Here is a 21,625-nt window from a genome sequence, read left to right as displayed (position 1 = left end):
AAAGGGTCTATTCGTAAGATCCCATCTTAAGCATTCCAACCTCACGTTGGGTTAGGAAACGCCATCTTCCTCTTGGAAGACCTTTCTTGGTTAATCCTGCAAAGTAAACTCTATCTAGTTTTATTACTTTATATCCAATGGTGTCGAACAAGCGACGGATAATTCGATTCTTACCAGAGTGAATCTCAACGCCTACCTGAGACTTGTCGCTGCCGTCAACATAGCTAATGGCATCAGCATAAGCTACACCGTCATCAAGATCTACACCTGTAGCAATACGCTCCATATCCTCCTCGCTTATCCTTTTGTCAAGGAAAACGTGATAGATTTTTTTCTTATTGTAGGTAGGATGGGTAAGCGTTTTGGTAAGTTCTCCATCGTTGGTGAGAAGAAGAACGCCAGTGGTCGACTTATCTAGACGTCCAACCGGATAAACACGCTCGTTGCAGGCACCTTTGATGAGTTCCATTACTGTCTTTTCAGCATGTGGATCGTCAACCGAGGTTACATATCCCTTAGGCTTGTTAAGGATAAGATAAACCTTTTTTTCTCCCTTGATGATAGTTCCGTTAAACTGAACTTCGTCGCCCATTTTAATCTTTGTTCCAAGGGTTGTTACCACTTCTCCGTTCACAGTAATTTCACCGGCCAAAATGTGGTTGTCAGCCTCACGACGTGAACAAACGCCCGAGTTGGCGATGTACTTGTTTAGGCGAATTTCTGCTTCTGGATCAATTGGCTCTTCGATATACTTAGGGCCGAGTCCTGCACCAATTTTTGGACGATCAAACTCTTCTCCGCGGTTTTTACGTGGACGAAGGGTGCGGTTGCTGTTATCATTGCGGTCGTTGAAGCCTCCTCCGTAACTTTTTTTCTTTTCAAATGGAGAGTAAAATCCTCCACGATCATCGCGGTTGAAGCTGCGCTCGCGGTTGAATCCTCCACGCTCTCCGCCGCGGTCGTCACGGTTGAAGCTGCGCTCGCGGTTGAATCCTCCACGCTCTCCGCCGCGGTCGTCACGGTTGAAGCTGCGCTCGCGGTTGAATCCTCCACGCTCTCCGCCGCGGTCGTCACGGTTGAAGCTGCGCTCGCGGTTGAATCCTCCACGCTCTCCGCCGCGGTCGTCACGGTTGAAGCTGCGCTCGCGGTTGAATCCTCCACGCTCTCCGCCGCGGTCGTCACGGTTAAAGCTGCGCTCGCGGTTAAACCCTCCACGCTCTCCACGGTCGTCACGGTTGAAGCTGCGCTCGCGGTTAAACCCTCCACGCTCTCCACGGTCGTCGCGGTTGAAGCTGCGCTCGCGGTCAAAACTTCTTTCTCTGCTGTTACTAAAATCTACTTTCCTTTCAAATACCCCTCTGTTAGGATCGGAAATGGTTCTTTTAGGTTTTTCACTTTGCCTTTCATTGAAAGACTCGCCCGAATTGTTGTCGAAGCTTCCTCGCGTAGACTTCTCGGGACTTTCGTCGTAAAATTCATTTTCCATTCTGGTAGCGAATTAAGGTTGTTTATACTCGCATTCTCTGCGAAATCCTTAATTACAAAAATAGTGTTTTTTTTATGTGGAATGGAACACCTCCTTCCAAAATATATTCTATTAAGATATGTTAAGGGTAGATGGTCGGGAATAGGGTAAAGATGTCTTTGCTATATTTACCAATTCAAACTCTAACGCCGTTTTTATATTACTCTAACACGTTTACAATGGCATTAATAAAATCTATTTCTGGCATTAGAGGTACTATTGGAGGTACCCCAGGAAATGGTCTGAGCCCTATTGATGTAGTAAAGTTTACTGCAGCATATGCGCAATGGCTGAAAGAGTCGCTAAAGAAAAACGACCTTAAGGTTGTTGTAGGACGAGATGCTCGTATTTCGGGCCCTATGGTGAGCAACCTAGTAATTGGAACCCTGATGGGGAGTGGCATTAATGTAGTTAATGCCGATTTGGCAACAACTCCTACTGTAGAGCTTGCTGTCACTATGGAAAACGCGGATGGAGGTATAATCCTTACAGCAAGCCATAATCCGAAGCAGTGGAATGCTCTTAAGCTGCTTAATAGCCGAGGGGAATTTCTATCGGATGCAGATGGGAAGCGTATTCTTGCAATTGCAGAGAACGATGCGTTTAATTTTGCAGAGGTTGATGACTTAGGAGAGGTTAAGAATCAGCCTTCGTTTAATCAAAAGCATATAGATTCCGTTCTTGCTCTTAGCACAGTTGATGTTGACGCTGTTAGGAGCGCAAAGTTTAAGGTTGTAGTTGACGCTGTTAACTCAGTTGGTGGTGTGGTTATTCCTGAATTGCTCGAGAAAATGGGAGTTGAGGTGGTAAAACTATACTGCGTACCCAATGGCCAATTCCCTCATAATCCAGAACCTCTTCCAGAGCACTTGGTGGACATCGCGGAGCTGGTTGTAAAGGAAAAGGCAGATATGGGAATTGTTGTAGACCCTGATGTTGATAGACTTGCCTTTGTTTGCGAAGATGGATCTATGTTTGGAGAGGAGTATACTCTTGTTGCAGTTGCCGATTATCTGCTTTCTATCAAGAAAGGGAATGTAGTATCTAATCTTTCATCTTCGCGAGCACTTAAAGATATAGCCATTAAGCACGGTGTGGAATATGCCGCTTCGGCAGTTGGAGAGGTTAATGTTGTTGCCAAGATGAAGGAAGTCGGTGCTGTTATCGGCGGAGAGGGCAATGGAGGAGTTATCTATCCTGAAAGCCATTACGGTCGTGATGCTCTTGTTGGGGTTGCGCTATTCCTCACTCACCTGGCAAAAAGCGGGAAAACCTGCTTGGAACTTCGTAAAACATATCCATCTTACCATATCTCAAAGAATAAGATTGAACTTACACCTGCAATAGATGTTGATGATGTACTGCTTAAGATGAAAGGGAAGTATGCAGATTATCAAATTAATGACATCGACGGTGTTCGTATTGATATCGAAAATCGTTGGGTACACTTGCGTAAGTCGAATACTGAACCAATTATTCGAATTTACTCGGAAGCACCAACGGTTGCTGAAGCTGATGCTTTTGCAGGTCAGATTATTAGCGATATACGTAGTGTTTGCAATCTGTAGTTAAGCACAAATATAGGAGAGCCGGTGTGGCTCTCCTTCTCTTTTTGCCTAACCGTCTAAATTTGAATCAGAGTGAAGAAAAGTAGATTATTACTAGCCGTTGCACTAATAGTTGTTGGAGTTGCAGCCTATTTTACAATTACCTCAGATTTTTTTGCTAATAAGGAGTCGGAGTTGGTTGCAGTGAAGGAAGGTAATATTGATGTTACCATTGTGGCAAATGGCGAACTTGTTGCGAAAAGTTTTACTAGTGTAAAAGCCTCTTCTATATTTAGGTCCAAATCTGATGTTATCGGACAGATTCGGATAAAATCGATCGTTCCGGAAGGAAAAATGGTTAGGGCAGGGGAGGCTATTGCAACCCTTGACAGAGAGCCTATTGTAAATGCCATTAAGGCTGCAGAGAACGAGGCTTCTGATTTGAATGCGCAGGCACAGCGAGCACTTTCGGATACAGCTAACCAGCTTCGAGATGTGAGGTATAATCTTTCTACACTTCGCATTAATATGGAGATTAGTCAGATTAACATGGAACAGTCGTTTTATGATCCGCCTGCAGCACAAAAAAAGACGAAGCTAGAATTTGAAAAATCAAAAATAGCCTACGAGCAAGCATTGCAAAACTGCCTGCAACGGAAGGTCCAAATAGAGAATAACGCCATTTCGTTACAAGCAAGAGCAGAGAGTTCTGCAAAAAAAACGCATGAGTTGCGTAAATTTTTTGGAGCTATAGTCGTTCGTGCACCTCGGAGTGGTATTGTAACATACTATACCGATTTATCGGGAGCAAAACGCCAAGCAGGAAGTATTATAACACCTGAAGATCTAACAGTTGCTTTGATCCCCGATGCTTCTTCATTCTATTCGAAATTTGAACTCGCAGAGGAAGATCTTGCAAAGGTGAAGCCCCTGCAGGAGGCAAAGGTTCGGGTTGCATTGCTGGAGGATACCTCTTTTAGTGGTCGTATAGAGGAGATTTCGGGCCTACCTAAAATTGTAGAGGGGAAAAAGGTTTATACCGTAATGGTTAAAATTAGCGGCACATCGCCGATGCTGAGACCTATGATGACTACTATTAACGATCTTCGTTTAAGCACGCTAAGCAATGTTCTTTATCTCCCTAAAAAAGCGATTGTGGAGGAAAATGGTAAATTTTATGTTTTCACTGAAGATAGCAGGAAACAGGAGGTTGCTCTTGGAGGTGCTAATAGCGAGTTGGTGGCTATCGTAAATGGATTGAAAAAAGGGGAGCAGGTATTCCTAAATCGACCTACGAAGCCTAACCGCTTTACCCTAACCCAACTATAGTAATACGTCTATTTGCAAATACTTACATGAGGAGAGCAATTCTGATAATAGCCATTGCTGTGCTTTGTTTTCTGACATCGTATGGACAGAAAAAAAGTGAAAGCACGCATGAATTCGACTTGGAGAGCTATATTAATGCTGCACTAGAGCGGTCTAACGATGTGAAGAACGCCAAGAACAGCTACCTATTTGCTTATTGGGATTATCGCAGTTTCAAGGCAAGTTTTCTTCCTTCTTTAAATCTAAGCTCTACCATACCTTCCTTTAGTAACTCTATTTCTGAAGTCCTTCAGGGGGATGGAACAACCAAGTACATTACAAAGAATAGATTTGTAAATAGTTTGGCGCTATCGATAAACCAAAAGGTTGGACTTACCGGAGGTGCTTTCTCCATTGAATCTGCGTTAACTCGTAGCGATGACATTGAGCCGCAACGGCAAATTACATACAATTCGTTACCCATAAGCGTTACATATCAGCAAAACCTTTTTGGGGTAAACTGGTTGAAGTGGCAAAAAAAAATAGATCCTCTGCGTTATGAAGAAGCAAGGCGCAGCTACTTATACCAACGTGAAACGGTAATCATATCTTCTATTGAGCGCTTTTTTGATTTAGCAATTGCACAGCAAAACCTTAAGGTTGCCCGTGTCAATCTTAGTAATGCTGATACCCTTTACAAGATAGCCAAGGGACGCTTTCGTTTGGGGTCTATATCCGAGAGCGATGTGATGCAGATGGAACTCTCTAAGCTCAATGCTGAGATTGCATTAAGCGAGAGGTTGGTTGATTTAGAAAGCGCTCAGAACAGATTTCGATCGTACTTAGGGGTTAGCGAGAAGGGTGAAATAAAATTAAACGTTCCGTCTAAGGTTCCCGAAATGATTCTATCGTACGATAAGGTACTTGAGCAAGCCAGAAAGAATAATCCAGATATCGTGCGATTTAATAGGCAGGTGCTGGAAGCAGAGCGTTGGCTCGAGCAAAATAAGCGAGAAACAGGCTTAACGGCAAACTTTAGGGCAAAAGTGGGATTTAACCAAAACTCGGAAGATATTTTTGATGCTTATCGGGGAATTATACCATCCCAAACAGCATCTATTACCCTATCAATGCCTATAATTGACTGGGGCCAGCGTCGAGGAAAGATTAAAAATGCGCAGAGCAACCTCGACCTCGTAAAGGGTAAGGTAGATCAGTCGCAGATAGAGTTCGACCAAAATATATATGTAAAGGTGATGAACTTTAACCAAATGGGACAAAAGTTTCGGATTGCCGCTAAGTCGGATACGATTGCACAGATCCGTTACAAGGTTTCGATGGATCGCTTCATTGCCGGGAAAATTTCGGTACTAGATTTAAACGTTGCCCTTTCGGAGAAGGATGCTGCCAACAGAAATTTCATATCAACGTTGCGGGCGTTTTGGTGGTACTACTACGACTTACGGCGTGTAACGCTTTACGATTTCGAAAAGGGGAAAGAATTAGAGGCCGACTTCGAAAGCTTAATACGTTAAAAACATGCTGTTGAACTTAAAAAATAGGGGATATTATTAGAAATAGTATTCTATATTTGAACTGTGAATTTGTTAGCAGTGGTATGTGCTAACATTCTGAAAATGAAGAGAGGTTTTAATTAAATAATATTCAATTATGAAAATTACAGTTGTAGGTGCTGGTAATGTGGGTGCAACTTGCGCTCACGAGATTGCACGCAAAGATCTTTGCAACGAGGTTGTACTGGTTGATGTTCGCGAAGGCGTTGCTCAAGGCAAGGCTCTTGATATGTGGCAAACTGCACCTATTCAAGGATTCAGCACCCGTGTTACTGGGGTTCAGAAGGTTACGACAAAACTGCTGGCTCGGAAGTAGTTGTTATTACGGCAGGTCTTCCTCGCAAGCCCGGTATGAGCCGCGACGACTTAATCTCTACCAATGCTAAGATTGTAAAAGAGGTTACTGAGAACGTAATTAAGTATTCTCCAGAGGCTAAGATTATCGTAGTTTCGAATCCGCTAGATGTTATGACCTATGCTGCATTCCTTGCTGCTAAGGTTCCATCAAACCGCGTATTCGGTATGGCAGGTATTCTAGATACTGCTCGTTACAAAGCATTTATTGCTTCTGAGCTAAACGTTTCTCCTATCGGAATCGAGGCCCTTCTTCTTGGCGGTCACGGTGATACCATGGTTCCACTACCAAACTATACTTCAGTTAGCGGTATTCCAGTACGCCAGCTTATCCCAGAAGATCGTCTTCAAGAGATTATCAAGCGTACCCAAAACGGTGGCGGCGAGATCGTAGCTCTTCAAGGAACTTCAGCTTGGTATGCTCCTGGTACTGCTGCTGCTCAAATGGTAGAAGCTATCGTACGCGATACCAAGTCGGTATACCCAGTTTGCGCTATGCTTAACGGTGAGTACGGCATGAAGGATATCGCTCTTGGTGTTCCAGTTGTTCTTGGTAAGAATGGTATCGAGAAGATCATCGACCTTAAGCTTACAGAGGAAGAGAAAGTTCTTCTTGAAACTAGCGCTAAGGCTGTTAAGAATGTAATGAACGTTCTTGATGACATGAAGATGTTCTAATCTGATCATACAATCATAAAGGGAAGTCGCTCCATTTGGTGCGACTTTTTTTATTTTTGTTCGGACGTGCTTTGTTGTGCCGTTTATAGGTAAAAAGGAAGTGCAACAATGTGCATAACGAGGTGTCTATTTTTATTCAATCCTCGTTTTTTTCAGCAACGCTATCGCTTTGGGAATCTTTTCGGACGTATTTTTACGACGATTAAAGTTTAATCATCTTAAACCTCAGCTTATGTTGAAACATCTAAGACTGCTACTTATCGCGCTATTAGTCGTTCCTGTAGGAATAAACCTTCAGGCTCAGAAAAAGGTAGCCAAATGCGCCCCTATTGCGGTGCCAACACCACCTCGTCCTGCCGGACAGCAGGATGTTATCCAGCTGCGTTGTGCTCCAATTCCAACCGTTCGTGTTGCGTTTATCGGATTGGGAATGCGTGGGCCTGGAGCTGTAAGTCGTATGACAAATATACCTGGCGTTGAAATTGTCGCTCTTTGCGACGTGTTGGAAAAGAACACCAAAAGGGTAAACGAGATGCTCGTTAAAAAGGGACTTCCTAAAGCACAGGAGTTTTATGGAGATACCTCTGTTTGGCGTAAAGTTACGGCGCTTCCCAACGTAGACCTTGTTTACATTGCTACCGATTGGAAGCATCATGCTGTTATTGGCGTTCAGGCTATGAAAGAAGGAAAGCACGTTGCTATTGAGGTGCCTGCCGCTATGACGATGCAAGAAATCTGGGATCTTATTAATACATCAGAAAAGACCCGTAAGCACTGTATGCAGCTCGAAAATTGTGTGTACGACTTCTTCGAGCTCACTACTCTTAACATGGCTCAGCAAGGGCTGTTTGGAGAGATTCTTCATGTTGAGGGTTCTTACATTCACAACTTAGAAGAGTTTTGGGGCGCTTACTGGAATAACTGGCGCTTGGACTACAACCGTAAACATCGTGGCGATATCTACGCTACTCATGGGATGGGGCCTGCTTGTCAGCTGCTAAACATTCACCGTGGCGATAAGATGAACTACCTCGTTTCGATGGATACTAAGGCTGTTTCTATTCCTGAGTATCTTAAGAGAACCACTGGCGAGGATGTTAAGGATTTCAAGAATGGCGATCATACCATGACGATGATTCGTACCGAAATGGGTAAAACCATCCAAATTCAGCACAACGTCGCTACCCCTCGTCCTTATAGCCGTATGTACCAGCTAACCGGAACTAAGGGATTTGCCAACAAGTACCCATTCGAAGGTTATGCTCTTTCTAAGGGTCAGGTGGGCTCGGATGTTACTCCAAATCATGAGAACTTAAGCGGTCACGACTTCGTTTCGGCTGATGTTAAGAAGGCCCTAATGGAGAAGTACAAGCACCCAATCCATAAACTTTTGGAGGAAAAAGCTAAGCAAGTTGGTGGTCATGGTGGTATGGACTTCATTATGGACTACCGCTTGATTTACTGCCTGCAAAACGGTCTTCCTTTAGATATGGATGTGTACGACCTTGCAGAGTGGTGCTGCCTTGCTCCGCTATCGGCTATATCATTAGAGAACAATTCGGCTCCTGTTGCAATTCCAGACTTTACAAGAGGCGGATGGAAAAAACTTAAAAAGCTAGAGTTTGCTCAGTAAGCTCCTTGGATAGATGGAAAAAGGCTGTTGTTCTAACACAACAGCCTTTTTTGTTGATATGTAGACTCTAAACGCTGGGGCTGATAGCCTCGCGTTGTATGTGATTGGTTAGCCTCTAGTAGGTATAACGAACAGAGGAATCTTTGTTTTGTGCAGTACCTTCTCGGTTACGCTGCCCACTAAAATTTTGTCGAGCCACCTCCGGCTGTGCGAGCCCATTACTATTACATCGGCACGAATTTCCTCTGCAACGCTCAGGATGGCATCGGCCGATTCTCCTTCGGCGATTATGGTTTGGATGCTGTCATCTCCTAGGTGCTCTTTTGATTTATCGAGGTAATTCTGCGTTTCCTTTTTTAGATCATCGGCAGAATAGACTTTGGTTAGGCCTGCATTCCCGAAATCGCCATACCCCATAACAGGGGTGTAAACGGTTGATGTGTAGTATTCCATGTTGGAGATGACGTGCATGAGAATAACATCGGCGTTCATCGTTTTTGCTAATGCATAGCCTGTTTCTGCAACCTTCTCTGCTGTTGGATCGTAGTCTAGCGCTATTAGCACCTTTTTCATTGTAATTTTTTTCATGACGGGTAAAATTTAGCAGTGATGTAAGCAGCGTAGCTCCTCGTCCGTTTGCCAGATGCACAAATTGTTGTTGGACCAACGAATGGGAATCTACTATTAACTACAAGTCTTTTAAGAATATGTTCATGGGGTTAAGCTAACTAGCTTGAAGGGCGATCTTTTATATTCTTTCAGCAATTACATGTACGGTTTGGATTAACAATGCTTATGTTTGTTGTGCTGTTGATTACATGATCAGTACGTTTGGCGTTAAGTATTGTAATTTTCGGGTATGTACCGTGCGTTTAAGAAAATGCGCAGTTTGATTGGAGGGTAAGTCCTTAATATGGGAATTAGCCATTAGAAAATGGGTGCGATACTACTAACCTTATGTTTATTGAGCAGAAGGTTTACTTACCAGCCTATGCATGGCATCGTGAAGCGATCGCTCTATGTCGCGAATGTCAATATCGTTTTTGTTGGTTGCAATGGATGTGACGAAGTCGCCATGAGGTCTTCCTTTGCGGTAGTCGGGCTCTTTGGGCGGGTGCTTTAGGTAACGCTCGAAGGTGGCGTTGGGCTCGGCAACGTTGAGCACGCCATGGTAGAATAGCTTATCCTTACTCCTATAAATTGATGAGCCCAAGACCTTTCGATCCTCGATGGTGATGTCGGAGATGCCCTTATGCGCCAAGTTCTCGACCCCAACGCGCTCGAGGGCGTTGGCAATGGTGGTGTTAATCTTCTTGAATGCCTCCAAGGGATTGGAGGTCGAATTCTGATGAAGGAGCACGGAAACGACAAGCGTCTTGGGCGTGAGCACAACCGTCTGTCCGCCCGATGGGCGCTTATGCACGGCGATTTGGTCGGCCAGCACGTACTCCTCGATGAGCGATTCCTCCGGCTTGTTACCTGCTCCTAAAACAATATAGGTATCCTGGGGATGCCAGATGTGGTAGCTGTCCCCGACACTTTCAAGGATGGAGATGTCGGGGAGGTTGTATTGGTGAATGGGGATCATTGATGGTTTATTTTCTTAGATAGAGTTGTAAGAGAATCTTGTATAGTTGGAAATTTCATCTACAACCACCCCCGGCTTCGCCGACCCCTCCTTGAAAAGGAGGGGAGATGCGTTGATTTAACTTAGGTGTGGATTCTTACAATTCCTGTTTAATTGTTTTTTTTACACCTTACTTGGACCTTCCAATTTTCCATCGTGCGATTTCTCCCGCTTTAGCGGGAGGTGCCCGAAGGGCGGGGTGGTTTAGTCCCAAACGCTGCGTTAGATTACTTGTGAATAGCCTTATCCACCGCCTCGAACCCCGCTTCCATAAAGATTTCCGATACAGAAGGGTGGGCGTGTATGGTTTGTGCCACATCGTATACGGTTCCCTCCATCTGTAGGTAAGCCGATGCCTCTGCAATCATATCGGTGGCGTGATCGGCTACAATCTGTACGCCCAGCACTTCGCCGTACTTCTTGTCGGATAGCATACGGATGAATCCTTCGGTGTTCCCTTCGATTAGGGCCTTGCCGTTGGCAGTTAGCGGAAACTCGCTCACCTTGTACTCAATGCCTTCGTCCTTAATCTGCTGCTCGGTTAGCCCTATCTGCGCAATCTCGGGAACAGTATAGAAGTTTAGCGGGTACTTGTGGATGGCGAATTCCGTTTGGATTCCCTTCAGATGGTTAACCAGCCACAGCCCTTGTGCCGAGGCGATGTGTGCCAAGAAGCTCTTTCCATTAACATCGCCTATAGCGTAAACGCCCGGGATGCTGGTTTCGAAGCTATCGTTGACTGCAATAAAGCCCTGCTCGTTGAGCGATAGCGCAGGTTGGCTTTCGGGGATGATGGCGTTGCGGAAACTGCTGTTGACAAGCGCATCGCAGGCAATCTTTTTATCCTTTACGTACAGGTAGCCATCCTCGAACTTTTCGACGGGATCGCCCACTACGAAAGGAATACCATCGGCCTTAAGCTTTCGGGTGATGAAGGACTGCAGGTACTCGTCGATGCCGGGGAAGAACTCGCTATCCTCCGAAACAACGGTAACCGATTTCCCGATTAGCTGGAAGAACTGCGCCATCTCTATCGACATGACGCCCTTACCGTAAACAACAATATTTTCGGGAATCTCCTTAAGGTCAAAAATCCTTTCGAGATGAACCACCGGGGCGTTGCTGAGCTTATCGCTAAGCGGGGCAGGGTAGGAGCCCGTTGCAATAATGATGCTTTTTGCTGTGATGCTCCGATTATCAACCACCACGGAGCCGCTACCAGTAATCTTGGCCTCACCCATAATAACGTCGACGCCATTCTTTTTGAGCAGGAAGCCGATGCCAGCAGTTAACTTTCGGGTGATCTTCTGCGAGCGAGACTTCACCTTATCCCAGCGGAACGTAAGCGCTTTTGGGTCTATGCCCTCGATGCCGAACTCCGCGCTGTTCTTCATCCTGTTGAACAGCTTCGCGCTTTCGATGATGGACTTAGAGGGGATGCAACCCCAGTTTAGGCACATCCCACCGATGTACTTCTTTTCGATGATGGCGGTTTTCAATCCCACCTGTGCGGCTCTGATTGCGGCTACGTAGCCGGCAGGACCAGCGCCTATGATGATTACGTCGTATTCCATAAACACAATCTTTTTAATGTTGATATCCTACTCGAACTCCATTGCTATTGGATCTTCGAGGTAGCGCATGATGCGAAGCAAGAAGCGCGTTGTTTCGCCACCATCAACAATTCGATGGTCGACGGCCAGCGATAGCGGAAGTATGTTTCCGATGGCTATCTGATCGCCCTTAACGATAGGTTTCTTGAGTAATCGACCCACACCAAGAATACCAGACTGCGGATAGTTGATTACCGGATTGGCGAATATGCCACCAATGGCGCCGTAGTTGGTGATGGTGAAGGTGCCATCCTTCATGTCGTCGAGGGTAAGCTTGCGCTCCTTTGCCTTTTCGCTAAGCGCGGATATTTGCGCTGCAATCTCAGCGATCGATAGCTTATCCGCATTCCTGATAACGGGTACAACGAGACCTTCGTGGGTGTCAACTGCAATGCCTATGTTGAAGTAGTGCTTGTACACCATTCGGTTGTTGTCCAAATCGAGCTGGGCGTTTAGCGCAGGGTGCTGCTTTAGCGCTAGGGCAGTTGCCTTAACGATAAAAGCCAGGTAGGTTAGCTTGATGTTTCTTTCGGCAAGCACCACCTTGTACTTCTCCCTTACGCGCATCAGCTCGCTGATCTCCACCTCCTCGTGCACTGTCATATGTACGGCGTTCTGCTTCGACAGCGACATCGTTTTTGCGATGGTTTTTCGGATTTGGGTGAGGGGCTCGTAGGTTACCTGATCTTCAACATGGGCTACTTCGGTACGTTGTACGGTAGGTTTCCCCGCTCCGTTAACGTACTTATGGATGTCCTCCTTGGTAATTCTTCCTCCGGGGCCTGTCCCTTTTATGCTGTTGATGTCTACGTTAAACTCCTTGGCCATGGCACGCGCAACGGGGGTGGCAAGCGCCTTTTTTTGTGGTTTTTCGGCAGATGGAGTCTCTGCTACTCCTTCCTCGCTGGCAGGTAGAAAGGCCTTATTGCCGGCAACCTCTATGGTTCCTACAACACCGAAGGAGCCCTCTTCAATAGGTTCTTCCGAAGGTTCAACAAAGTCTTTCTTTGTAGCCTCGGCTACTGCCTCTTCGCCGACAACGCCTTCAATCTCGATCTCCACTAAGGGGCTACCTACATGGATGGTTTCTCCTACCTTGCCGTAGGTGGCAACAATGGTGCCGCTCTTGGGCGAAGGAATGTCGGTTACAACCTTGTCGGTTTCCATCAGCACCAGCGGATCGCCCGACTTTACCTGCTGGCCCTTGGTAACATGCCATTCGGCAATGATACCTTCGTCTAAGCCTTCGCCTATATCTGGAAAATTAAATATATACCTCATGGAGTAGGTGGTTAAAATCTAACAGTTCGTTCAATTTCGTAGAAAATCTTCTCGGGCGTTTGCATGTAGAAATGCTCGCCTTTGGCTAACGGTATTATGGTATCGAAGCCGTTTACCCTTCTTGGAGGAGCCTCGAGGTAGAGGAACGCCTCTTCGTTGGCAATGGCCATTATCTCGGCTCCTACGCCAAAGCTTGTTGGCGATTCGGCCACCGTTAGCACTCGTCCCGTTTTCTGTATCGACTGTGCGATGGTTTCCCTGTCAATTGGGTAGATGGTTCTCAGGTCGATTAGCTCTACCGATATGCCGGCCTCCTTGGCCATCACCATTGCCTTTTGAACCTCACGGATCATGGCGCCGTAGGCCACCACAGTAATGTCGGTTCCGGGTGTTACCACCTTTGCCTTACCAATGGGGATGGAGAACTTCTCGGTGGAGACCTCCTGCTTGATGGCGCGGTAGATGCGCTTGGGTTCCATAAATATGATGGTATCGTCGCTTTCGATGGCTGAGATCAAAAGACCCTTTGCATCGTGCGGGGTGGAGGGGATTACCACCTTTAGTCCGGGGATGTGTCCGTAGGTTGCCTCTGGGCTTTCGGAGTGGTGCTCCAGCGCGTTGATGCCGCCGCCGTAGGGGAAGCGAATCACCATTGGGGTTTTAAACTTTCCTCGTGTGCGGTTGTGCATGCGGGCCGCGTGCGATACTATTTGGTTGAAGGCCGGATAGGTGAATCCGTCGAACTGCAGCTCTACTATGGGGCGGAGGCCTGCAATGGCCATGCCTACGGCTGTTCCTACGATGGCCGATTCGGCCAGCGGTGAATCGAATACTCTATTCTCTCCATATTTTTGCTGTAGCCCTTCGGTAACCCTGAAGACGCCACCTTCGTAGCCAACGTCCTCGCCGTAGATAACCACGTTGCTATCCTCGGCCAGCTTAATATCCATCGCATTGTTGATGGCCTGCACCATTGTCATTACGCTCATTTTCGTCCCTCCTTCCATTGTAAGAATTTTTCGTACTCGACCTTTTGACGTCTTAGCTCGTCCGGCATCTCGTAGTGGGTGTACTTAAACACATCGTCCAGCGTGTGGGGTGGGGTTTTTTCGGCCTCCTCGAACTGGCGTTCCACCTCCTGCTTGTACTGCTCGGTAAGCTTTTCCTCATCTTCTGTCCATAGTCCCTTGCTGTCCAAGTAGAACTTTAGTCTTTTAAGTGGATCTTTGGCATCCCACTCCTGCTCCTCCTCCTTGGTTCGGTACTTCGTAGGATCGTCGGAGGTGGTATGAGCACCCCTACGGTAGGTGAAGCCCTCGATTAGCACCGGACCATTCTTGGTCCTAGCGTAATCGGCGGCATGTTTTAAGGCCGCGTACATGGCAAAGATGTCGTTGCCATCGACCTTAATTCCGGGCATCCCGAAGGCCATCGCCTTTACGGCAATGTTCTTCGATTTCGTTTGCTTTCTGATGGGGACCGAGATGGCGTACTGGTTATTCTGCACGATGAAGACAACCGGCACCTTCCATACGGCGGCAAAGTTTAGCGCCTCGCTGAAGTCGCCCTCGGAGGTTCCCCCATCGCCAACAAAGGCGAATACCACCTCGTCCTTCTTGTGCTGGTTGATGGCGTACCCGATGCCCACGGCATGCGGAAACTGCGAGCTGATGGGAACGCTGAAGGGGAGCAGGTGCTTGGCATTTTTAAAGGCGCTTCCCTCCTCGTTGCCCATGTAGTACAGGAATATTTCCTTTAGCGTTGCGCCCTTAGCCAGCCATGCAGCAAGCTCGCGGAAGGCCGGAACCATCCAGTCCTCCTCGCGCATCGCCATTCCAGCTGCTACCGCAATCGCCTCCTGCCCGTAGTTGGATGGATAGGTGTACATGCGCCCTTGCCTTTGGAAAGAAACGGCCATAGCATCGGCAATGCGGGAGAAAAGCATATCCTTATATGCTTTTACAGCAAGCGCATCGCTTATGTCCGGCATTTCGGAGGGATTGATGATCACCCCCATATTATCCATGATCTGAAAAAGCTTGTCTTCAGCAGGATTATAGTTTTCAAATTTTAATGACATAACGTTACTGTTAGTTTTGTAGCATCGCTTTAGGTGATTTCCTTCTGCTGGTATGCTTACATTTCGACTGTCAAAACAGCTGGTAGGTAAAAATGTTAAGCTGATTTGTGCTGTTTTTTGGAAAATATTGCGAGGGAAGACCATCTGGCGCTCTTTTATGAGTGAGAGATCGAAGCATCAGCCTCGGCAACGAGCTTTCACGTCTGCGAGAAGGTTTCCGGGACCTCGGCAACGAGCTTTCACGGTTGCGAGGAGGTTTCCGACCCCTCATGAATGAGCTTTCACGGTTGCGAGGAGGTTCCCGACCCCTCATGAATGAGCTTTCACGTCTGCGAGAAGGTTCCCGAGACCTCGGCAACGAGCTTTCACTATTGCGAGAAGGTTTCTGGGATCTCGGCAACGAGCTTTCACGATTGCGAGGAGGTTCCCGAGATCTCGGAAGCCTCCTGTCTAGGTGTCTACCCATAGCCGTCAAGCTAAGGCAGAATTCAAAAGACGAACGCTTAATAGCAGCACGTTATCCCCTCCATTGGCAATGCCGTTAACTTAAGGAAAAACGTCCCCTCGGAGTGTCATCCCGTGCTTGTCACGGGATCTAATGACTGCCAGAAGGGCCCTTTATAGAATCTATTGGATTCCTCTTTAGATTCCGGGACAAGCCCGGAACCGAGCAAAGCGAGCTCGGCGTAGCCAATGACAGCCCTGATTGAGCGAATCGCTTAACTTAACTTGACGGCTATGGGTGTCCCATGGTCTATCGTCTAAAATCTAAAATCTAAAGTCTTGTTGGAATAAATACGAAGAGGCCCGAACCTACGTCCGAGCCTCCTTATCTAAAGTCTAATATCTAAAATCTTACTTAAGGTACTCCTTCAGGAACTGCCCCGTGTAGCTCTTTTTCTTTTTGGCAACCTCTTCGGGTGTTCCGGTGGCCACCACCAGTCCGCCGCCGGCGCCGCCCTCGGGGCCCATGTCGATGAGGTAGTCGGCCACCTTAATCACGTCGAGGTTGTGCTCGATGACGATCATGGTGTTGCCTCTTTCCACCAGCTTCTGGAGCACCTCCAGCAGCTGGCGCACGTCGTCGAAGTGGAGGCCGGTGGTGGGCTCATCCAGTATATATAAGGTATTGCCCGTATCGCGCTTGGCCAGCTCGGTGGCCAACTTCACGCGCTGGCTCTCGCCGCCCGACAGGGTGGTGGAGGGTTGCCCAAGGGTGATGTAGCCTAATCCGACATCCTGCAGCGCCTTTACCTTTTGGTGGATGGCGGGGATGTGCTCGAAGAAGACCGATGCTTGGTCGATGGTCATGTTCAGCACGTCGCTGATGGATTTGCCCTTGTAGCGCACCTCCAGCGTCTCGCGGTTGTAGCGCTTGCCGTTGCAGGCTTTGCAGGTGACGTACACGTCGGGCAGGAAGTTCATCTCGATGGTTTGTACCCCGGCGCCCTTGCACTCCTCGCAGCGACCTCCCTTTACGTTGAACGAGAATCGGCCCGCCTTAAAGCCTCGGATCTTCGACTCGGGGGTAGATTCGAACAGCTTGCGGATATCGCCAAACACGTTGGTGTAGGTGGCGGGGTTCGAGCGGGGCGTGCGGCCAAGGGGCGACTGATCTACGTCGATTACCTTATCTATATTTTCGATTCCCTCGATGGCCTCGTAGCTCATCGGATCTTTTAGCGAGCGGTAGAAGTGCTTGCTGAGGATGGGGTGCAGCGTGCCGTTGATGAGGGTGGACTTGCCGCTGCCCGATACGCCCGTCACGCAGATGAAGGTGCCCAGCGGCAGCTGTACCGATACATCCTTAAGGTTGTTGCCCGTTGCACCCTTAATGGTGAGGTACTTTCCGTTACCCTCGCGGCGCTTTTCGGGTACGGGTATCTTCAGCTCGCCTCGCAGGTATTTCCCGGTTAGCGAGTTTGCTTTCTTGATCTTGTCGAATGAACCTAGGGCCACCACCTCGCCACCGTGTGCTCCGGCGCGAGGCCCCATGTCCACGATGTAGTCGGCCTCCTTCATCATATCCTCGTCGTGCTCCACCACAATCACCGAGTTGCCGGTGTCGCGCAGCTGCTTGAGCGAGGTGATGAGCTTCATGTTGTCGCGCTGGTGCAGGCCGATGCTGGGCTCATCCAGGATGTAGAGCACGTTCACCAGCTTCGATCCGATTTGCGTGGCCAGGCGGATGCGCTGGCTCTCGCCGCCCGACAGCGTGCCCGAGCTGCGGCTCAGCGACAGGTAGCTCAGGCCCACGTCGAGCAGGAAGCTCAGCCGCTCGCGGATCTCCTTAAGGATGTCGCGGGCAATGGCCTTCTGCTTGGTGTTAAGCTGGTCGTCCACCTGTAGGAACCACTGGTAAAGGCTCTCGATGTCCATATCCGACAGCTCGGCGATATTCTTTCCGGCAAACCTAAAGAAGAGCGCATCCTCCTTAAGCCGGGTGCCCTTACAGTCGGGGCAGGTAATATAGCGGGTAAACTGTTCTATCTTTTTCTTGGCCTTCTCGCTGTCGTCGTCGTCGCGGCTGATGTAGGCCACCACGCCGTCGAAGCTCATCACGTAGCCGGTGGTGCCCATGGGCGTCTCGGCAAGGCGGAAGGTTTCGTCCGATCCGTAAAGGATGATGTTCATGGCCTCCTCCGAGATATCCTCGATGGGGTCGTTGAGCGTGAAGCCGTACTTGCGGCCAATGGCCTCGAGCTGCCAAAAGATGAGCGAATTCTTGAATGCGCCAATTGGCTCGATGCCACCCTTCCGGATGCTTAGCCTAGGGTTGGGGATAATCTTCTCCACGTCGAGCTCCACCACGTGCCCCAAACCGTTGCAGTGCGGGCAGGCGCCCTGCGGCGAGTTGAACGAGAAGGAGTGGGGGGCAGGCTCGTTGTACGATATGCCCGTGGTGGGGCACATCAGGTGGCGGCTGTAGAAGCGGGCGTCGTCGCTTTCGTAGTCGAGCACCATAATGGTTCCCTTGCCCTGGCTCATGGCCGTAACCACCGAGTCGCGGAGGCGCTTGCGGTCGTCGGCCTTCACCACCAGCTTGTCGATAACCAGCTCCACGTGGTGAACCTTGTAGCGGTCCAGCTTCATGCCGCTCTTTATCTCTAGGATATTCCCATCGACTCTGGCGTAGAGGAATCCCTTCTTCACCAGCTGCTCGAAGAGCTCCTTGTAGTGGCCCTTACGTCCTTTTACCAGTGGCGCGAGAACGGCAGCTTTCTTTCCCTCCAAGCGTTCGATGATGAGATCTACAATCTGGTCGTCGGTGTAGCGCACCATCTGCTCGCCCGTATTCTTGGAGTAGGCGATGGATGCGCGCGCAAAGAGCAGACGCATGAAGTCGTACACCTCGGTGATGGTGCCCACCGTCGAGCGCGGATTCTTGTTGGTGGTCTTCTGCTCGATGGCGATAACGGGGCTCAGCCCGGTTATCTTATCGACATCGGGTCGCTCCATGTTGCCCATAAACTGGCGGGCGTAAGCCGACAGCGTCTCGAGGTAGCGGCGCTGCCCCTCGGCGTAAATCGTTTCGAACGCTAGCGACGACTTGCCGCTGCCGCTTAAGCCGGTAATTACGGTAAGCGCGTTGCGCGGTATGGTAACGTCGATGTCGCGGAGGTTGTGCACCCGAGCGCCAAGCACGGTGATGCACTCCTCTTCGCCCATTAGGGCTTCATCCTTTATGATATTATCGTTGTTTGTAGGCATTCTCTCTGAAACCTTCTTTCGGTAGCTTAATGATGTAAGTTTTACCCTCCTTCTTAGGCAGGGTGTTGCTGCGAAGCCATGGGTTGTACAGCTTTAGCAGCTTGTAGCTGGTCTTGTTGGCAATGGCAAAGCTGGCCAAATCGTCGATGGCGTAGTCGACCTTGACCTCGGTGTACTGCAGCTCGGGGTAGCGGTCGTTTTCGCCAAAGTCGAATCCGTACGCTTTCGGATCGGTTAAAATGATTTTGAAAGCTAGGATACGGAAGATGTAGCGACCTGTCTCATCGCCAAGGAGCAGATCGTAGTACGAGGTTTGCTGCTGGCGGTTCATGTGGCGCTTCAAGCCGGTAAAACCGATGTTGTACGATGCGGCTGCCAGTGTCCAGCTACCCAGCGAGTCCTTCGATTTCTTTAGGTAGATGATGGCCGCCTCGGTGGCCTTTTCGATGTTGTAGCGCTCGTCGACATTCTCGTTCACCTCCAGCCCGTACTGCTTGGCGGTGCCTTCGAGGATCTGCCAGGGGCCAGCCGCCTTGGCGGGCGATACCACGTTCTGCAGGCTGCTCTCGGCTACGGCAATGTACTTGATATCGTCGGGCACGTTGTTGGCCTTTAGGATGGGCTCTATCTGCGGGAAGTATCGCGATGCCTGCTTCAGGTTGAAGAGCGTTTGCGAGTGCCAGAAGGTGTTCACCAGAAGCTCGCGCTCGAGACTCTCGTAGGTGTCGAAGTTCTGCAGGGGTACCGTTTCATCGGCAAACGAGATGGCCTTTGGAAGAACTGGAACGTCTACTGGCCGAACTGCTCGGTCCGGCTTAATCCCTTTATCGTCGTCGGCATTCGCCATCGAACCAAAAAGCGCTAAAGCAAGGGTAAGCGCCAGCTGGAATCTTTTCATCTCTCTATCATTCTGGTAACCCACAAATTTAGGCTTTACCCTGCAATAACAGAGTTTGTCCTTTGGATATGCCCTTTAATTAACCTAAAAAAGCTGCCGTAAACGGTGTTTTATGGTCGTATGCACCGACGAATTCTTCCGTCTGTATGTTATATCAGTATCCTAAAAATGAAACGTATGAGGTGTCTTGTTATTTACGCTCATCTGAACCCGTTCAGCTTCAATCACGCAGTTAAACAGGAGGTTGAACGCCTGCTCGAGGAGATGGGGCACGAGGTTAAGGTCTCGGACCTTTACGAAATGGATTTTAAAGCGGTGCTAAAACCAGAGGATCTTAACTTATTGTATAGCGGGAGCGCGGCGGCCGATGTCAAGGTGGAGCAGGAGAAGGTAACATGGGCTGAACGGCTAATCCTTGTATATCCTATTTGGTGGACGGGCTTCCCCGCTATTCTTAAGGGGTATATCGACAGGGTTTTCTCGTACGGTTTTGCCTATGCTATCGATGAAAGGGGGTGGGTCCAGCCGCTTAAGGGTCGGAAGGCGCTTCTGATCACAACCCACGGTCAGCCAGAATCGGTTTACCACGATAGGATGTACACCTCGTTGAGGGATACCCAGGATGTGGGCGTGTTCCAATTTTGTGGGATAGAGGCGCAGCACGTATTCTTTCCTGGGATAATGGGCTCTTCCGACGAGCTGCGGCAGGGCTACCTCAACAGCCTGAGGGATGCCCTTGCGGAGCTGTAGGGGGCTTCCTCCAAGGTGCGGAGAGCTAGAAAAGTGGAATTAGCGGCTCTTTTATGGTGCGGTGGCTAATAAAATTGGCTTTTCGGCCCCATCGAAGGTTCGGTGGCTAAGAAAAATGGAATTTGCAGCCCATCGAAGGTGTGAAGAGCTAGAAAAGTGAAATTTGCGGCTCTGCTAAGGTCGGAAGAAGTTTAAAAACGTACCGCTCTAATCCCCTTGCGTGCAGCAGCGGGGGCATAGCAAAAGGGGCTGCCCTTTAGGCTGCCCCTTTCTATATCTAATCCATAAGTAATTCTCGTAGCTCGCGTTTCGAACCGATAAACACGTTTCGGTCTACTCGGGTATTTACACCATTCAGGCGGTACTTGTCGGTTTGCTGCCAGAAGGTCCAGTCGTCGGGTTCGCCGTAGTAGTCGGTAATCCACAGCATGTACTCTTTGCTGATGGACCCCTTGAGGTACTTCAGGTAGAAATCGTAGTCGAGGTAAATGATGGGCTTTACCTTGTAGTGGTTCTCAACATCCTTAAGCCAAGCCTTAACCTCGGTGATGATCTTGGCGCGCGAAGGCATCCTGCGCTTGAACTCAACGTCGAGTACAGGCGGCAAATCACCCTTCGAAAGCTTCACCGTGTTTATGAAGTTCTTGGCCTGGTTCTTTCCGGTAGATTTGTAGCTGAAGAAGTGGTAGGCACCCCTTATTATATTGTGTCGCTTTAGCTCGTTCATGTGGTTTTTGTACATCGGATCCTGTACCGTAACTCCTTCGGTTGCCTTCACAAAAACGAAGTCAATGCCGCTCTCCGACACCGATTCCCAGTTTATGTGGTTTTGATGTCGTGATACGTCAATTCCCCAAATCGGGTATTTTGATTTGTCGACGTCAAAGTAAAATTCTGAACCTTTGTCGGTCGACTTGCTGCCGCAGCAGGGCATTACAACTAGTGCAACAAACGCTGGTAGTAGCTTTTTCGAAAAATTGAACCTCATTTTAAATATCTCAACGTTACAGCTGCAAAAGTAATTATTCTTGCTTACGAAGCACTCC

The 21,625-nt window shown here is 48.6% G+C and carries 15 protein-coding genes and 1 pseudogene; 6 read left to right on the top strand and 10 right to left on the bottom strand.

All coding sequences use genetic code 11. The features are described 5' to 3' along the window. Window positions 1-7 precede the first annotated feature (7 nt). Window positions 8-1,486 carry a pseudouridine synthase gene (locus CLV25_RS05995; RefSeq protein ID WP_131838727.1) on the bottom strand — a complete coding sequence of 493 codons (1,479 nt, stop codon included), beginning with the start codon at window positions 1,484-1,486 and terminating at the stop codon, window positions 8-10. A 218-nt stretch (window positions 1,487-1,704) separates the two neighbouring features. On the opposite strand from CLV25_RS05995, the gene glmM reads away from it, so the two are divergent. From glmM to CLV25_RS05970, 5 genes and pseudogenes are all read left to right on the top strand, one after another. After that, entirely contained in the window at window positions 1,705-3,093 is a 1,389-nt protein-coding gene (glmM, locus tag CLV25_RS05990; RefSeq protein ID WP_131838726.1) for a phosphoglucosamine mutase, read from the top strand. Between the two features lie 72 nt (window positions 3,094-3,165). Beyond that, window positions 3,166-4,401: an efflux RND transporter periplasmic adaptor subunit gene (locus CLV25_RS05985; RefSeq protein ID WP_165877006.1), complete on the top strand. Its 1,236-nt coding sequence runs from the start codon at window positions 3,166-3,168 to the stop codon at window positions 4,399-4,401. 26 nt (window positions 4,402-4,427) lie between these two features. Further along, window positions 4,428-5,915: a TolC family protein gene (locus CLV25_RS05980; RefSeq protein WP_131838724.1), complete on the top strand. Its 1,488-nt coding sequence runs from the start codon at window positions 4,428-4,430 to the stop codon at window positions 5,913-5,915. A gap of 136 nt (window positions 5,916-6,051) precedes the next feature. Then, window positions 6,052-6,986 (top strand): annotated as a pseudogene (gene mdh / locus CLV25_RS05975) (malate dehydrogenase). Between the two features lie 232 nt (window positions 6,987-7,218). Continuing rightward, window positions 7,219-8,619, top strand: a complete 1,401-nt coding sequence (locus tag CLV25_RS05970) for a Gfo/Idh/MocA family protein (protein ID WP_131838723.1) — start codon at window positions 7,219-7,221, stop codon at window positions 8,617-8,619. A gap of 108 nt (window positions 8,620-8,727) precedes the next feature. Here the strand turns inward: CLV25_RS05970 and CLV25_RS05965 are convergent, their stop codons facing one another. The 8 genes from CLV25_RS05965 to CLV25_RS05930 all read right to left on the bottom strand — a co-directional run bounded on the left by CLV25_RS05965 (window position 8,728) and on the right by CLV25_RS05930 (window position 19,829). Next, entirely contained in the window at window positions 8,728-9,207 is a 480-nt protein-coding gene (locus CLV25_RS05965) for a universal stress protein (protein ID WP_131838722.1), read from the bottom strand. A gap of 373 nt (window positions 9,208-9,580) precedes the next feature. Beyond that, window positions 9,581-10,207 carry a lipoate--protein ligase family protein gene (locus CLV25_RS05960; protein WP_131838721.1) on the bottom strand — a complete coding sequence of 209 codons (627 nt, stop codon included), beginning with the start codon at window positions 10,205-10,207 and terminating at the stop codon, window positions 9,581-9,583. A gap of 266 nt (window positions 10,208-10,473) precedes the next feature. Further along, the gene (gene lpdA / locus CLV25_RS05955) at window positions 10,474-11,820 is read right to left on the bottom strand and encodes a dihydrolipoyl dehydrogenase (RefSeq protein WP_131838720.1); all 1,347 of its coding nucleotides are present in this window, start codon (window positions 11,818-11,820) and stop codon (window positions 10,474-10,476) included. Window positions 11,821-11,847: 27 nt separating this feature from the next. Beyond that, on the bottom strand, window positions 11,848-13,140 hold the full coding sequence (locus CLV25_RS05950; RefSeq protein ID WP_131838719.1) for a dihydrolipoamide acetyltransferase family protein: 1,293 nt from the start codon (window positions 13,138-13,140) through the stop codon (window positions 11,848-11,850). A gap of 11 nt (window positions 13,141-13,151) precedes the next feature. Continuing rightward, on the bottom strand, window positions 13,152-14,147 hold the full coding sequence (locus CLV25_RS05945; protein WP_317129313.1) for an alpha-ketoacid dehydrogenase subunit beta: 996 nt from the start codon (window positions 14,145-14,147) through the stop codon (window positions 13,152-13,154). After that, window positions 14,126-15,220, bottom strand: coding sequence for a pyruvate dehydrogenase (acetyl-transferring) E1 component subunit alpha (pdhA, locus tag CLV25_RS05940; RefSeq protein ID WP_131838718.1), 1,095 nt, complete (start codon window positions 15,218-15,220; stop codon window positions 14,126-14,128). The genes CLV25_RS05945 and pdhA overlap by 22 nt, the downstream gene beginning before the upstream one ends. Window positions 15,221-16,075: 855 nt before the next feature. Further along, entirely contained in the window at window positions 16,076-18,931 is a 2,856-nt protein-coding gene (gene uvrA, locus CLV25_RS05935) for an excinuclease ABC subunit UvrA (RefSeq protein ID WP_131838717.1), read from the bottom strand. Beyond that, the gene (locus CLV25_RS05930) at window positions 18,912-19,829 is read right to left on the bottom strand and encodes a lytic transglycosylase domain-containing protein (protein ID WP_131838716.1); all 918 of its coding nucleotides are present in this window, start codon (window positions 19,827-19,829) and stop codon (window positions 18,912-18,914) included. Before CLV25_RS05930 ends, uvrA begins: the two co-directional genes overlap by 20 nt. Before the next feature lie 177 nt (window positions 19,830-20,006). On the opposite strand from CLV25_RS05930, the gene CLV25_RS05925 reads away from it, so the two are divergent. Beyond that, the gene (locus tag CLV25_RS05925; RefSeq protein WP_165877005.1) at window positions 20,007-20,579 is read left to right on the top strand and encodes an NAD(P)H-dependent oxidoreductase; all 573 of its coding nucleotides are present in this window, start codon (window positions 20,007-20,009) and stop codon (window positions 20,577-20,579) included. A 277-nt stretch (window positions 20,580-20,856) separates the two neighbouring features. On the opposite strand, the gene CLV25_RS05920 is transcribed toward CLV25_RS05925, so the two are convergent. Further along, window positions 20,857-21,567 carry a glycoside hydrolase family 25 protein gene (locus CLV25_RS05920; protein ID WP_165877004.1) on the bottom strand — a complete coding sequence of 237 codons (711 nt, stop codon included), beginning with the start codon at window positions 21,565-21,567 and terminating at the stop codon, window positions 20,857-20,859. Window positions 21,568-21,625: the final 58 nt, after the last annotated feature.

It is taken from the genome of Acetobacteroides hydrogenigenes, from assembly GCF_004340205.1.
Taxonomy (GTDB): Bacteria; Bacteroidota; Bacteroidia; order Bacteroidales; family ZOR0009; genus Acetobacteroides; species Acetobacteroides hydrogenigenes.
This window is presented reverse-complemented; position numbering and strand designations above follow the sequence as displayed.

What these genes read in the sequence shown, in the direction of transcription:
- CLV25_RS05920 (WP_165877004.1), bottom strand. Translation starts at nt 21,567, where the DNA reads ATGAGGTTCAATTTTTCGAAAAAGCTACTACCAGCGTTTGTTGCACTA.
- CLV25_RS05965 (WP_131838722.1), bottom strand. Translation starts at nt 9,207, where the DNA reads ATGAAAAAAATTACAATGAAAAAGGTGCTAATAGCGCTAGACTACGAT.
- CLV25_RS05930 (WP_131838716.1), bottom strand. Translation starts at nt 19,829, where the DNA reads ATGAAAAGATTCCAGCTGGCGCTTACCCTTGCTTTAGCGCTTTTTGGT.
- lpdA (WP_131838720.1), bottom strand. Translation starts at nt 11,820, where the DNA reads ATGGAATACGACGTAATCATCATAGGCGCTGGTCCTGCCGGCTACGTA.
- uvrA (WP_131838717.1), bottom strand. Translation starts at nt 18,931, where the DNA reads ATGCCTACAAACAACGATAATATCATAAAGGATGAAGCCCTAATGGGC.
- CLV25_RS05960 (WP_131838721.1), bottom strand. Translation starts at nt 10,207, where the DNA reads ATGATCCCCATTCACCAATACAACCTCCCCGACATCTCCATCCTTGAA.
- CLV25_RS05945 (WP_317129313.1), bottom strand. Translation starts at nt 14,147, where the DNA reads ATGGAAGGAGGGACGAAAATGAGCGTAATGACAATGGTGCAGGCCATC.
- pdhA (WP_131838718.1), bottom strand. Translation starts at nt 15,220, where the DNA reads ATGTCATTAAAATTTGAAAACTATAATCCTGCTGAAGACAAGCTTTTT.
- CLV25_RS05970 (WP_131838723.1), top strand. Translation starts at nt 7,219, where the DNA reads ATGTTGAAACATCTAAGACTGCTACTTATCGCGCTATTAGTCGTTCCT.
- CLV25_RS05995 (WP_131838727.1), bottom strand. Translation starts at nt 1,486, where the DNA reads ATGGAAAATGAATTTTACGACGAAAGTCCCGAGAAGTCTACGCGAGGA.
- glmM (WP_131838726.1), top strand. Translation starts at nt 1,705, where the DNA reads ATGGCATTAATAAAATCTATTTCTGGCATTAGAGGTACTATTGGAGGT.
- CLV25_RS05950 (WP_131838719.1), bottom strand. Translation starts at nt 13,140, where the DNA reads ATGAGGTATATATTTAATTTTCCAGATATAGGCGAAGGCTTAGACGAA.
- CLV25_RS05925 (WP_165877005.1), top strand. Translation starts at nt 20,007, where the DNA reads ATGAGGTGTCTTGTTATTTACGCTCATCTGAACCCGTTCAGCTTCAAT.
- CLV25_RS05980 (WP_131838724.1), top strand. Translation starts at nt 4,428, where the DNA reads ATGAGGAGAGCAATTCTGATAATAGCCATTGCTGTGCTTTGTTTTCTG.